Raw genomic sequence first — 13923 nt, 5'->3', positions numbered from 1 at the left:
TCGTATGTTACCTGTATAACCTGCTTGTTACACCTGGAACCGCTGTATCACCTGATTCAGCCCATGTGCCAGGCTTCTCAGCTCTTCGGACAAACTGGATACTTCCTGCATCTAAGCAAGCTGCTCCTCTGAAGACAGAATCCCCTCATAACATTCGCTATAATTTTAATGAATCTCAAAATGACGAACGCGCACACCGGCTGACATCAGCAGATAGACATCCTGTACTCCCGCTGGAGCAGTTAGCTCAGCCTTCACCGTAGACCACTGTTGGGCCCCGCTTGCTGCCAGCTCTGCATGCCCTGCGAGTGTGCCGTCCGGCGCACCCAGCCTCACCTCCAGCAGAGCTCCTGGCTGTTCAGCGGATACACGCGCTTCGAGAACAGATGCACCACTGCCAAGGTCTGCATCCTTGAAGCCAATCCATGCCTGTTCTCCGGTCACACGGACAGCTGTTCCGCCTTCTTTGCACTCATCCAGCTCCACATTTCGGTAAGCATCATAATTCTCGGCCCTTGTGGTCACACCCAAATTACGCGCAGGGATGGTCTCTCCTGCAACCTTCAAATCTGCTACCAGCTGTACATCCGAGGAGGACTTGGCGGCCATGATCGAGTAGATGCCCTCCTCCACAACATACCGGTCACGCGTAACGTCCCAGATGGCCAGCTCCTGAACAGGCAGGTCAAAACGTACGGTCACCGATGCTCCGGCTTCGATATGCAGACGGCGGAAGGCCTTCAGCGTTTTCAGCGGACGTTTTACACGGGACTTACCCGCACGTACATACAGCTGCACTACCTCGTCACTGTCAATCGAACCCGTATTCGTCACGTCCACGCTAATCGTAACCTGCTCATCCTGCCCCGCCTCCACAGGGGTAACCTGCAGATTGCTGTATTTAAACGAGGCATAGGTGAGCCCGTGTCCGAAAGGATACAACACATTTCCTTCAAAATACTGATACGTGCGGCCCGACTGGATAATGTCATAGTCCTTGATGTCCGGAAGCTGATCTTCTGATTGAACCCATGTCATGTTCAACCGGCCTGCCGGTGCGTAATCCCCGTACAGCACATCCGCCACTGCGTTACCCAGCTCTTGTCCTGCATGTGACGTATACAAAATCGCCGGAATGTTCTCCTGAACCCAGTTGCACGTAAAAGGATAGCTGCCAACGATGACAACAATCGTGTTCGGATTGGCTTCGTATACGGCCTGAATGAGACGCTGCTGGGATTCAGCCAGGTCCAGGCCGGGGCGGTCAATCTCTTCCTTACCGTTAACAAGCGGGTTATTGCCGACAAATACAATCGCCGTCTCCGCTTCCTTGGCTGCGGCTACAGCTTCTTCAACCCCATCCACCACGACATTGTGCTGGAAAGTCTCGGCTGCATCGAAGGTTTGCTGCTCTTGGCATACCTTGAGCGCATCATTTCCATCCTTTGCTGCTGTCACGACTTTGCCATTCCATGTCGTCAGTCCCACACTGCCATCCGGCTGCGGAAGAAGGTGGAACACTTCTTTTACGAACCATCCATATACTTCACTCGCTGACGCCGTAACAGACTCTTCATCTGTCGTTACATATTTGCCATTGCTCTCGGCCTGCAGGGTACAGCTGCCAAAACCCCAATCCGTCACCCGGAACGTCTCCGCCTCCTCCGAGGCTTTAACCACCATCTCTGGTGAATTCTCGGCTCTGACAAGCCCTATTTTCTTGCCGCTTGCTGCGGATGTAAGTGTGATGCGATCGTCACCGTCTCTAAACGTCACATTGTCACTGCCCACCTTACTGCGGATGCCGTCCACAGGGGTTACACGGTACGGCAGCGTTCCCGCATACCAGTCCCGGTAAACGGTACCGCCAAGCTGTCCGATCACAGCCACCTTGCCTGCTTTGGTCTTGTCCAGTGGAAGAGTTGCATTGTCATTTTTAAGCAATACCACTTGTTCTCTCGCCGCTCGAAGGGACAGCGCTTTGGCTTTATCCGTCATCATGGCTTCCTCTCCAATGGCAGCATACGGATTGCCCTCTTCCGGGTCAAACTCGCCCAGACGGAACCGTACGCGGAACGTGTTAAACAAGGCTTTGTCGATATCCTCCATCGTAAGCAGCCCCTGCTCCAGCCCTTCACGCAGCGCTTGCTTGGACAGTTCTGCATCATCGGTGATGCTGTCGATGCCCGCTTTGACCGACTCCACCGTACCCGGTGTGTGAGAATCATAGTAATGGTGATCATTTTGGATACCCATCACGTCGCCAGCGTCACTAACGATGAAACCGTCCATACCCCACTCCCCTTTAACAATCTCGTTCACATAAGGATGCAGGAGAGCAGGTGTACCGTTTATCGAGTTGTAAGCCGTCATCATCGACTGTGCCCCGCCCTCTTTAAAAGGCTTCTCGAATGCTTTCAAGTAATATTCACGCATATTACGTGGATCAATGCTGGATGAGCCGCTGCCCCGGTCCACCTCGTTGTTGTTGCCGAGGAAATGCTTGAGTGTGGCCACTGCTTTGTAATACTTGGGATGGTCGCCCTGAATGCCCTTAACCAACGCTGTGGTCAGCTCCGCTGTCAGTTCCGGGTCTTCGCCATAAGCCTCTTCATTCCGTCCCCAGCGCGGATCACGCTCCATGTCCACCGTTGGTGCCCACAGCGTAAGACCGTTAACGGCGGGGTTACGTTTGTAAAATACACGTGCCTCATCTCCAATTACAGAGCCGATCTGCTGCATGAGCTCCGTATCCCACGTACATGCCAGCCCCACAGGCTGTGGGAAGGATGTCGCTTCACCAAGCCAGGCCAGACCGTGTGCAGCTTCGGTTCCATGCTTGTAGGCTGCAACGCCCAGACGCTCAACGGCCGGCTGGTATTGCAGCATGGATTCTATTTTTTCATCATCTGTCAGACGGGATACAAGGTCCTTCACCCGGGCATCGAGCTCAAGAGCTGTGTCTTGAAACGGATATTTCGTTTGATGAGTTGTCATGTGTAATCTCCTTCGATAAATAAATTTATAATCGTTATGATAGCGAATACATTTTAAAATGTTAAAAACAATTGTATCTCTTGAATTACATCTCTGAAATATACGGTAAAACTACATATACAAGCACTAAAACAGAATAAATCATATCTACGTTTATTATCTAAAACGATTTCGATAATCCTACTATAAAACATATTGACCCAAAAAAACAGAGGTACGTCTCAGGAAAATATAAACCTTCCTCCCGTTAAATATGCGTATACTCGTTTTTTTCTGGCATACTCTGGCAATCCTGATGAGAAGTACAAGGACACAGGCCCCTTCATGTCTTAGTGTCCTATATCATGGTCTGATCAAGATCGAGGAGGAAGAGAATCAATGAGTGACAATGAGCCTTTAAAAACAAATCTCCCGCCAGCTCCGGAGTCTCTGTGGCGTGCAGCAAATACATTCGATACCTATCCCAAGCTGACAGAAGATACTACGGCAGACGTAGCTATTATCGGAGCGGGAATTGCAGGCATTACGACAGCCTATCTGCTTGCACAGTCCGGGCTGAGTGTGGTTTTGCTTGAAGCGGGGAAAGTGCTTGACGGTACGACGGGTCATACAACGGCCAAAGTATCCGCACAGCATGGGGTGATCTTTGATGAAATTATGCATCACTTCGGGCATGAACAGGCACGGATGTACTATGAAGGCAACGCCGCGGCCGGGGATTGGATGCGCAAGCTCGTCAAGGAAAAGCAGATCGAATGTCAATGGGCCGATGAGGATGCCTACGTCTATATTCAGTCAGAAGATAACATCAAAAAGCTGGAGGTGGAGCTGACCGCGTATGGCAAGCTGGGTATTCCCGGGGAATGGGCAGACCCGCTCCCCATCCCGGTTCCGTCCAGAGCAGGAATTCGCATGCCGGGACAGGCCCGATTTGATCCTCTTGCTTACCTGCACTACCTTTTGACATCAGCTGTCAAACAAGGTGTACATGTCTATGAGCATACAACCGTAACCGATGTAGAGGAAGAAGCTTCGCTGCGTATCAGAACGTTTGGCGGCTCATTTGTCACAGCAGAGCATATCGTGGTCGCTTCTCATTTCCCTGTATACGATCCGGGGTTTTACTTTACCCGGCTGCATGCCGAGCGTTCCTATGCGGTAATGGTTAAACCCGAGAAACCCTATGCAGGGGGCATGTACATCTCAGATGATAATCCGGCCCGCTCACTCCGCGCTGTCATGCATAATGGCAAAGAGCATATTCTCTTCGGCGGGGAAAACCATAAAACCGGACAAGGCATCTGCACCTTCGGACATTATGAACGGCTGGAGCAATACGCAGCGGAAACCTTCGGTATTCGCAGCATCCCGTTCCGCTGGTCCGCACAGGATCTCATCTCGATTGATAAAGTACCTTATATCGGACCTATTACCGGGAGACATGAACGAATCTATGTCGCTACCGGTTTTGCCAAATGGGGGATGACCACAGGCACGATGGCTGGACATTTGCTGGCTGATCGCATTACCGGGCGGGATAATCCGCATGCAGACGTTTTTGATCCGGCAAGATTCAAGGCTGACCCGGGCATCAAAAACTTTATTGTGGAAAATGTAAATGTGGCGAAGGAGTTAATTGCTGGCAAGGTCGGCATCGTACACAAAAATATAAACGAGCTTGGCAGCGACGAGGGCGCTGTCGTGCGTTATAACGGCAAACGTGCTGGTGCCTATAAAGATAACAGCGGCAAGCTGTTCCTTGTGGATACAACCTGTACCCATCTGGGATGTGAGGTCGAGTGGAATAAAGGCGAGCGTTCATGGGACTGTCCATGTCACGGCTCGCGTTTCAATTATGAAGGTCATGTCATTGAGGGACCTGCGATAGAAGACCTGCCCCTCCTGGATGTGCAGGAACAGTAACCTTTTAAGCAGACGTAACTGACTGCAGTATCAAGATGAACATCCCCGCTTGGGCAGCCAAAATAGACGCCATGTGCAAGAAATGTACGGACTGCATGCGTACATTTCATCTTTTAGACCGGATCGGTTCTCCGTCTCCAGACGGAAGCAAACGATCCGGTTTTCTCGTATGCTGGATTCTATAGGTGAGCAGGAGCAGCCAAAATTGATTTAGAACTAATTTATAGACACTACCTTGCATTAAATAGTACCGGATGCTATGATGACTTCAACACTACTGATTAATACATACTAGTGATCAATGAATCGGCCAAGGAGGAACCTGTGTGAATGTAAATATCCAGTTCAAAAAAGGAGTGCTGGAGCTGTGTGTCCTGGTCTTGATCCATCGTCAGGATCGGTACGGCTATGAACTGGCTCAGGCAGTCTCCAAGCATATCGAAGTGGCCGAAGGTGCACTATATCCTTTGCTTCGCCGGCTGGTGAATGAGGGGTACTGCACCACCTATCTTCAAGAATCAAGCGAAGGCCCTCCACGCAAATATTACCGCTTGTCTGATACAGGGCGTGAATATATGACGGCACTATCAGCAGAGTGGAACGCCTTTGTGCGCAGCGTGACCAATCTAATGGAGGAAGGAAATCCAGATGAATAAACAACAATTTATGCAGACGATGGCACTGTATTTACGTCCGATGGACGAAGCCGAACGATCTGAACTGCTTGCAGATTATGATCAGCATTTTGCCCTTGGACTGCATGAAGGCAGAACCGAAGAAGAGATCGCCCGTGAGCTGGGGCACCCGGAGCAGATTGCACGAGAAGCACTCGGTGACCGTTATGATGCATACATGCATGCAGACTTGCCTGCTACGGACCCTTTCTACGCATCAACGTTCAAAGAGATGAAACCCGCGAGCAACCCTACAAGAGCCACACGCAATTTCTTCACAGCTGTCGGACTGCTTTTTCTGAATCTGATGTTCGGCATCCCCATCGGTTTAACCCTGTGGTCGGTATGGCTCACCATTGCAAGCATGTCTTTGCTGGCTCTTGCCCCTGTTGCTGCCGCTGTGGATGCTCTATTTTTGAGCCACCTTGAAAAAGCAGAAATTTTCGTATCCATTGGCCTGTTTGGTCTCGGCATTCTTTTCGCAATTGCATCCAAATATGTTTTCAGAGCATTCAAAGTCCTCACTGTAGGCTACATTAGATGGAATCAAAAAGTAATGAAAGGGGATGCTCCTGCATGAGCACGAAAAAATGGCTGGCACTCGCAATCATCTGTATCGGAATAGGTTTGTTTGGAACGTCTATGTACGGCTTTCAGTTCGGAGATGAACGGGAGACATATAGCAAACGGTGGGATTTCAAGCCTGGAGAGCTGCAGAATGTCCGAATGGATGGCGACTTTAATGCGGATATCGAATTCATGGTTAGTCCAGATCAGAATGCGTATATCGAAGTGGATGGCAAATGGGATCAGAGCATGATCAGAAGCTTCGAACAAGCGAAATTTGCCAATGGCACATTTGAGCTCTTGCAGAATCAGCGGACACGCTGGCAATTTTTCAGCATGAATTGGAATGAACAGGATGCCCGCATTACGGTAGCTGTGCCCAAGGGATATCCACTGAATGATATTGCCTTGAAATCCTCTTCAAGTGACTGGAATCTGACCGGGCTGAACGCTCAATCACTGGAGATGAAGAACTCGTCAGGCTCCATTCGTTTACAAGAATTAAATGTTCCCCGAATCGAATTGTCACTAACTTCTGGAGACATCGCAGCTTATACCATTCATGGCGATATGACGGTCGAACAGACATCTGGCAGCTTCAATGCAGAACAGGTTACGGGAAAGGTGAACAGCCAGATTCATTCAGGAGATATCGAGATCACCCGATTAAACGGTGCTGCTAATGTCGAATTCACCTCGGGCAGCATTTATATCGAGCAGTCACAATCCGCTCCCGTAAATGTATCAGGAACATCGGGAGATATCTTCATCCAGGCAGCGCCTGATTTTGACGGTATTTATGATGCCAGAGCGACTTCAGGTGAGGTTAACGTGCCGGAATCGCCGATGGTAAGTAAGGAACTGATCAAGGCACGTACCACCTCAGGCAGCATCAGGATTGTGCAGTCACGCTAGATTATTTTATGCAGTTAAGTTAGATTGTATTGTACAGTCCACATTAGATTGTAATGACGCATATTTCCGATCGTTGGGTAAAGTATAGTATAATCAAAAGCCAACCCCAATGCTGAGGAGGATTATTCCCATGGAACTTAAAAATAAAACAGCCATTATTACTGGAGCAGGTAAAGGCATTGGCCGTGCCATCGCTGAAGCACTTGCCAAGGAAGGTGTACATCTTGGACTGATCGCCCGCACAGCTTCTGATCTGCAGGCCCTGCAGGAGTCTTTAAGCAAGGAGTATGGCGTGAAGGTAACAAGTGCAACAGCCGACATCTCCGATCGTTCACAAGCCGAAGCCGCTGTAGCAGCGATTGAGCTGGAACTTGGAGCCGTCGATATCCTGATTAACAATGCAGGGATCGGCAGTTTTGGTACGCTGCTGGATATGGACCCTGAAGAGTGGGAACGCATCCTGCATGTCAATGTAATGGGTACATACTACGTGACACGCGCCGTTCTTCCAAGCATGATCAAGGAGAGCAGCGGCAGCATCATTAATATTGCTTCTACTGCAGGTGAGCGTGGATTCGCTACAGGCTCTGCTTACTGCGCTTCCAAATTCGCGGTGCTTGGCATGACCGAATCCCTGATGCAGGAAGTTCGCAAATCTAACATCCGTGTAACGGCACTGACACCAAGCACGGTGAATACTGAGCTCGCTGTGAATGCCGGGCTGAAAATCGGAGATGAGGATCGCATGATGCAAGCCGAAGACGTAGCCGAGCTTGCGCTTGCAACACTCAAGCTCTCCGACCGTGTCTTCGTAAAAGCGGCAGGTATCTGGACAACGAATCCACAGTAAGCATAGCTTCAAGTAAAGATTTGCCTTGCTACTTTATGACACCGCCAACCAGCGTTCTGGTTGGTGGTGTTTCTGTTTATGATATAATAAAGCATACATTGATATTGGGGGTATCAAGATGTTGGAGAATCGAGAACAGCTCCAGGAAATTTTAAAAAAGGCGAATCAACATGCACGTAAACAGGCTAAAGAGTCAGGTGCCTCTATTTATTATATAAAGGATAACAAACGCGTTCGTGAGGATGCTGAAGGCAATAAATTTGAAATTAGATATGATGCTGCTGGGAAACGTCAGGAGCTTGAGTACCATGAGTGAAATTAGACCAGTTATGACGGTGTTTGCTGGAACCAATGGAGCGGGGTAAGGCGGTGCCTACCATTTTTCTCTCTCCACCCCTCCACTTACGTATCCAACAGATGATCCAGCTCCAACTCTTTGGATACCGCAATCAAGACTACCGCTGGCTCATTTCCTATATTGGTAACCTCATGAGGTACGATCGCATTCCACGTAAATGAATCTCCCGCTTCCAGCGTTTCCTCATCTTCTCCCTGTTTGGCCCGAATCACCCCTTGCATCACCAGATGGCTTTCCTCTCCCGCATGTTTGCTGATACCTGTAGATGCCCCTGGCGGCAGCTCTACAATCGACATGCGCATAGCACCTTTTGCTGTTAACTGCTGTACTTTAATCTGCCCGCTACCCGCTGTAGTCTCCTTGCGCTCATGCTTGCGAACCACATTCATACGTTGTTCTGATGTCAACAACAGGTAAGGCAGCGGTACGTCGAGATAGTCCGCAATGCTTTCCAGTGTAGCGATGGACGGTGAGGTTTTGTTATTTTCCACGTTGCTGATAAAACCTTTGGACAACCCTGTCCCCTCACAGAGCTGCATAATCGTAATCTGTTTCTGTTTGCGTATCGTTCGAATGGCCAAGCCAATATCCATGTGACCGCCCTCTCTTCTCTCTAACTACCGTTTCATTAAAATCAAGATTTAACCGATGTCTCTACAAAAACAAGGCGATTGCCGAATGGATCGGTAATGGTCATTTCCCGTGAATCCCAAGGTGTTTCTTCAATACCAGGTCTCGCATATTTATATTTTTGCAAAGAAATCCGCTCATGCAGCTCCTCCAGATGCTCCGTCTCAATGCGTAAGGCTGCACCAGGAGTACAGTCTCCATGATGTTCGGACAGATGAATAACAATATCATCCTGAGAAACCTGCATGTACAGCGGCATATCGGCCTCGAAGCGATGCTCCCAGTCCACTTTGAACCCCAAGTAATCCGTGTAAAATTCCCTAGCCTTCGCTTCATCAAAAATTCTAAGAATAGGTACGATATGTTTCATCAACTTCTTCACGTCCTCCTCTACAGAAATAAAGTACAGGATTGATACTCAATCCAAGTTCCCTAATACAAAACATATTTTCATCATACAAAAAAAATGTTGACCCTACAATGAAATCATGATAAATTTTGTTCATCAATAAGAATATTATTTTCACATTAGTGAACTTTATGCTACAGGTCTATTCGTGCCATCAGGTTTAAGTTGTTTGTTTTATACAATTAACTCACACGTAACCCTTATTCCATCAGGAGGTGCATTGGTTTGAGCTCTTCTTATATTCATGAGGTGAAGTTGCCTCCTCATTACGATAAAAACAAGCAGTATCCGGTTATTTTTGCGCTGCATGGCATGGGATCGGACGAACGGGACATGCTTCAATTAATGGAGCCTTTGTCCTCCAATTTCATTATCATTGCCATCCGCGGTCCTCTTGTACAAGGCGGAGGATATGCTTATTTCCATATTAAAAGTATAGGAAACCCTATCCGCGAGCTGTACGATGCCTCGGTTCAAGGGCTACAGCACCTCATTCTTGAGCTGTCGGCTCAATATGCAATCGATCCTGCTCGTCGTTATATTGTTGGCTTCAGTCAGGGCGCCATCATGGCGATGACGCTGTCCCTGATCATGGGGGATGCCATTAAAGGCATCGTTGCCATGAGCGGATACATTCCGCAGTTCGTAAAAGATGAATACACGCTGCAGCCTTCTCCCAACCTGTCCGCATTGATCTCACACGGCGATCAGGATCACCTTTTCCCGTTACATCTGGGCGAAGATAATGCTGCATTTTTCCGCAGCCACACCGATCATGTCACTTATATGCCTTATCGGGGCGGTCATACAGTAACCCCTGAATTATATGTCAAACTCCAACACTTCCTTCGGACGGATGCTCAGGTAACTGCCGAAGATACGAAAGGAATGAATGAATGATGATGCCATCCCTTTTTATTGCTCATGGCGCGCCTTCACTGGCGCTGGAGGAGAATGTATACACTGAGTTTTTGCAAAAGCTTGGACAGGAGCTGCCGAAACCGAAAGCCATTGTCCTGTTCTCGGCGCACTGGGAATCGACTACACAGCTTGTATCGTCAGTCCCTGACACCTACGAAACCATCTATGATTTTGGCGGTTTCCAACCTGAGCTGTATCAGATCAAATATCCGGCTAAGGGGCATGCAGAGACAACGTCCGAGGTTGTGAAGCTGCTTACCGAAGCAGGCATTTCTGTGCAAACAGATGATACCCGCGGTCTGGATCACGGCGCTTGGGTTGTGCTGCGCTTGTTGTATCCTGAGGCGGACATCCCGGTGGTTGCCCTGTCCGTCAACCGTTATCTGACGGGTGAACAGCAATATCAGGTCGGGCAAGCCCTCGCTGCTCTGCGTGAACAGAATATTCTTGTCGTTGGCAGTGGAGGTACGGTACACAATCTGCGCCGCCTGAACTGGGAAAGTCAAGGCGTTGATACATGGGCCATGGAATTCGACAGCTGGATTCAGGATAAGCTGGAGCGCTGGGATACGGAAGCCCTCTTCGCTTATGACAAGCTCGCTCCATCCGCTCAGGCAGCGGTCCCTACACCAGAGCATTTCGTGCCGCTTCTGCTGGCAATGGGTGCAGGTGATGAGAAGAAACAGGCCTCCCTCTTGTTCCGGGCGTATCAGCTCGGTAACCTGAGCTTGTCCTGCTGGAAATTTGAATAAATAAATTACATGTGAAAACGTGAGTTGCAGGATTTCCCTGCTGCTCACGTTTTTTTGGATTGTTTGGAGATGAGAAACTACCGATGAGACAAACCTCAGGTGCACTTTTACACATTCCCATTAGTTCATTCTATAGAGGCACCACTTGGGTCTATAGTTTCTTGTACGTGCTTTTGGAGTAATTCTATACTAGTAGAGAGAAGATCATCGTGTAGATGAACCGCCTGAACCAACTGAGCTAGTATGGATAAAATTACTGAATGATCTGAAAAATCACTCTCTCGGGGAGGAATGCATGATGTCAGAGCAAACGCCAGAACAACGTATGGATGAACTTATGGATGAGCTGCTGGAGCTGCTGGAAGAGAAGGTGCAGGACGAGGAAAACCTGGAATTGCTCGAAGCCTACAGGGAACGTGAAGGGGCAACAGACGAGCAGCTGGATGCGTTCGAGCAGCATTACGGCATTCGTCTGCCAGCAGATTTACGGGCATTTTACAAACGCAAAAATGGCAGCGGATATGCCTTTCATGTCCTGTTTCCAGGCGATGCGGCACAGAATGAGGACCACGTCTTCTATATGTTATCGCTGGAAAAAATGCAGCAGGAAAATGACGGTACGGTTGAGATTCGTATGCAGGATTATTTCACCCCAGAAGAGATGCATGAGCTCGACCCTCGGATCAAGCCCTATCTTCATCAGAAATCGTGGATTATCTTTGGCAAGCTTGGAGGCGGCTCGCTGTATCTGATGCTGGATTTTGACCCGACAGAGCAAGGAACGTACGGGCAGATCATTATATTCGAGCATGACCCTGACTTTGTCTATTATGTCGCTCAGACGTTCACGGAGCTGCTGGAGCAATCCAATCGCAATCTGCGTGAGATAGAGATGATCGAATATTAACTTGAGGTAACTGGAGAATGCCTATGTCGAACAGATGATGATATGACCATTTTTTCATAATGCTGGGAGATGTAAAGGCAGTTATAATAACATTTAGTGGAAATGCACAAGCTACCGGAATAAGGACTGTCTTTCTACATCAATTACATCTCTGGGAGGAACTACCGAAGTGGCTGAACAACCGAAGTCTGAGAGCTTTATGTCTCTCGTCAAAAAAGGAAACACATCCTCCGCTGTAGCCATGGCCGGAAACGCCATACTTGCGCTCTGTAAAGGGGGAGCCTTTTTGCTCAGTGGCAGTGGCGCCATGTTTGCATCAGCAATGCACTCTCTGGCCGATGCCATTAACCAAGGGTTTGTTTTTGTCGGCAGTGTGTTATCCGAGAAGCAGCCTACACGCCGCTTCCCGACCGGATTCGGACGGGTCATCAACATTTTCTGCATGATTGCTGTCATTGTGGTGACCATCATGGCCTATGAAACGATTCACGAAGGCATTCATCTGCTCCGGCATCCTGCCGGGCATTCGGGGGATGGTCTGTGGATCAACATTGGCGTACTTGTGCTTAATATCCTGATTGATGGGGCGATCCTCATCAAAGCGATGAAGGAGATTCTCAAGGAAGCCCGTGCTCCGAAAGCAGCAGGCTTGGGACTCGTTCCGGCCGCAATTAAAAATGTAGGACGCGCGGCACCTCCAACCCGGCTCGTCTTCTACGAGGATGTCGTAGCAGTACTCGGGGCAAGCCTTGCGCTGGTGTCTGTCGTGGTCATTGCACTGACCAACTTTGCCCTGCTGGACGGAATTGTCACGACCATCATCGGATGTTTGATGATCGCTGTAGCCTTCCGTGTCGGCTATGACAACATGATTGGTCTGATCGGTGTCGCTGCACCGCAAGATATCGAAGACAAAGTGTCCCAGATCATTCTGGCAGACAGCCATGTGGCTGATATTCAGATGATGCGTATCGTTCAGGAGGGCCGCTATTACCATGTCGAGGGCCTGATTGAGCTGACGAAGGGACTCACCTTGGCCGATGCCGATGATATCAAATTCCGCATTCAGGAGAAGCTGATGCTGGACCCTGATATTGCCGACGCGGCGATCTCCATTATTGAGGATGACGGCGTAAGTAGCTGGGACAAGAAATCTTCGGATATTGAAAAATAAAGAGATTACTCACCAACGTTCTGCAGTCACTAAATAACGTGAGGTGATCAACAATCTGCACGGAAGACAAAGAGACGAAACAGGCGCCTTATCCTGCATCGTCTCTTTTCTTTTACGTTCCACTCGATTGGGTATTAGTTACTTTTACTGAATTACGCTCATCCCCCCTGCTTCATCCCCATTTCCTTCACCTTATCCAGCCATTTCTGCCGGAATGCTTCCGTGGAATTGCGGACTGGACTAATGTCGGTCACGCGTACCGGGGATACACCGCTGAATTTAAGGATGTTGTTTTTCATGAGTCTGTGACCCGCGTTTCCGTATACCAATGCATTGTACAAGCGGGGCGTGTCGGAAGTTACGATGAGCTGTGCAGACTTGCCTTTAAGCAATTTGTCCCAAAGCACTGAGTTTTCCCGATATCTCATGGCAAATCCGGGCAGGAATATCCGGTCAATAAACCCTTTCAGTACCGCAGGCATCGTTCCCCACCACATCGGATAAACAAACACCAGATGATCCGCCCAGCGAATCAACTCCTGTGCTTTCAGCAGATCAGGCTCCAGCTCTGTCCGCTGACGATAGCCGTACCGCAGATTAGGATTGAATTCGATCTCGCTGAGATCGATCAGTTCCACAGACGCTCCCGATTTTCTTGCCCCCTCTGCGTAAGACGTTGACAGCGCTCTGCAATAACTTTGCGGGTCAGGGTGACCGTTAATGATCAGAATTTTATTTGCATTCATCCTTGTGTTCCTCCTGTATAATAGAGTTCATAAAAGCCGATGAAACGGACATATCACAAGCATAGAATGAACGAAGGCATATACCAATGATCAACGGCGC

14 protein-coding genes are annotated in these 13923 nt (G+C 49.0%); 10 read left to right on the top strand and 4 right to left on the bottom strand.

Annotated elements, in window-relative coordinates; genetic code table 11:
- Positions 1-165: 165 nt before the first annotated feature.
- Positions 166-2997, bottom strand: coding sequence for a glycoside hydrolase family 3 C-terminal domain-containing protein (locus tag IEW26_RS23610; protein ID WP_188594140.1), 2832 nt, complete (start codon positions 2995-2997; stop codon positions 166-168).
- A 378-nt stretch (positions 2998-3375) separates the two neighbouring features.
- On the opposite strand from IEW26_RS23610, the gene IEW26_RS23605 reads away from it, so the two are divergent.
- The 6 genes from IEW26_RS23605 (at position 3376) to IEW26_RS23580 (ending at position 8242) form a co-directional block, all read left to right on the top strand.
- Positions 3376-4920: an FAD-dependent oxidoreductase gene (locus IEW26_RS23605; protein ID WP_188594139.1), complete on the top strand. Its 1545-nt coding sequence runs from the start codon at positions 3376-3378 to the stop codon at positions 4918-4920.
- Between the two features lie 326 nt (positions 4921-5246).
- A complete protein-coding gene (locus tag IEW26_RS23600; RefSeq protein ID WP_111270614.1) occupies positions 5247-5576 on the top strand; it encodes a PadR family transcriptional regulator in 330 nt (109 codons plus the stop codon).
- Complete coding sequence (locus IEW26_RS23595; RefSeq protein ID WP_188594138.1) at positions 5569-6174, top strand: HAAS signaling domain-containing protein; 606 nt, start codon at positions 5569-5571, stop codon at positions 6172-6174. Before IEW26_RS23600 ends, IEW26_RS23595 begins: the two co-directional genes overlap by 8 nt.
- Positions 6171-7076 (top strand): DUF4097 family beta strand repeat-containing protein, encoded by a 906-nt coding sequence (locus tag IEW26_RS23590; RefSeq protein ID WP_188594137.1) that lies wholly within the window; start codon positions 6171-6173, stop codon positions 7074-7076. Before IEW26_RS23595 ends, IEW26_RS23590 begins: the two co-directional genes overlap by 4 nt.
- 130 nt (positions 7077-7206) lie before the next feature.
- A complete protein-coding gene (locus IEW26_RS23585; protein ID WP_110895765.1) occupies positions 7207-7926 on the top strand; it encodes a 3-ketoacyl-ACP reductase in 720 nt (239 codons plus the stop codon).
- Positions 7927-8044: 118 nt separating this feature from the next.
- Complete coding sequence (locus tag IEW26_RS23580) at positions 8045-8242, top strand: hypothetical protein (protein WP_145404541.1); 198 nt, start codon at positions 8045-8047, stop codon at positions 8240-8242.
- Between the two features lie 86 nt (positions 8243-8328).
- Here IEW26_RS23580 and IEW26_RS23575 read toward each other — a convergent pair whose 3' ends face one another.
- Positions 8329-8877 (bottom strand): helix-turn-helix domain-containing protein, encoded by a 549-nt coding sequence (locus tag IEW26_RS23575; RefSeq protein ID WP_188594136.1) that lies wholly within the window; start codon positions 8875-8877, stop codon positions 8329-8331.
- A 41-nt stretch (positions 8878-8918) separates the two neighbouring features.
- Entirely contained in the window at positions 8919-9284 is a 366-nt protein-coding gene (locus IEW26_RS23570; protein WP_188594183.1) for a glyoxalase superfamily protein, read from the bottom strand.
- A gap of 264 nt (positions 9285-9548) precedes the next feature.
- Between IEW26_RS23570 and IEW26_RS23565 the strand changes: the two genes are divergently transcribed.
- From IEW26_RS23565 to IEW26_RS23550, 4 genes are all read left to right on the top strand, one after another.
- Positions 9549-10223: an alpha/beta hydrolase gene (locus IEW26_RS23565; protein WP_188594135.1), complete on the top strand. Its 675-nt coding sequence runs from the start codon at positions 9549-9551 to the stop codon at positions 10221-10223.
- Positions 10223-10996 carry a DODA-type extradiol aromatic ring-opening family dioxygenase gene (locus IEW26_RS23560; protein ID WP_188594182.1) on the top strand — a complete coding sequence of 258 codons (774 nt, stop codon included), beginning with the start codon at positions 10223-10225 and terminating at the stop codon, positions 10994-10996. Before IEW26_RS23565 ends, IEW26_RS23560 begins: the two co-directional genes overlap by 1 nt.
- Before the next feature lie 295 nt (positions 10997-11291).
- Positions 11292-11903 (top strand): SMI1/KNR4 family protein, encoded by a 612-nt coding sequence (locus IEW26_RS23555; RefSeq protein WP_188594134.1) that lies wholly within the window; start codon positions 11292-11294, stop codon positions 11901-11903.
- A 199-nt stretch (positions 11904-12102) separates the two neighbouring features.
- Positions 12103-13077: a cation diffusion facilitator family transporter gene (locus IEW26_RS23550; protein ID WP_373288547.1), complete on the top strand. Its 975-nt coding sequence runs from the start codon at positions 12103-12105 to the stop codon at positions 13075-13077.
- Between the two features lie 158 nt (positions 13078-13235).
- Here IEW26_RS23550 and IEW26_RS23545 read toward each other — a convergent pair whose 3' ends face one another.
- A complete protein-coding gene (locus tag IEW26_RS23545) occupies positions 13236-13823 on the bottom strand; it encodes an NAD(P)H-dependent oxidoreductase (protein WP_188594132.1) in 588 nt (195 codons plus the stop codon).
- Positions 13824-13923: the final 100 nt, after the last annotated feature.

The organism is Paenibacillus silvae (genome assembly GCF_014639235.1).
Classification (GTDB): domain Bacteria; phylum Bacillota; class Bacilli; order Paenibacillales; family Paenibacillaceae; genus Paenibacillus; species Paenibacillus silvae.
This window is presented reverse-complemented; position numbering and strand designations above follow the sequence as displayed.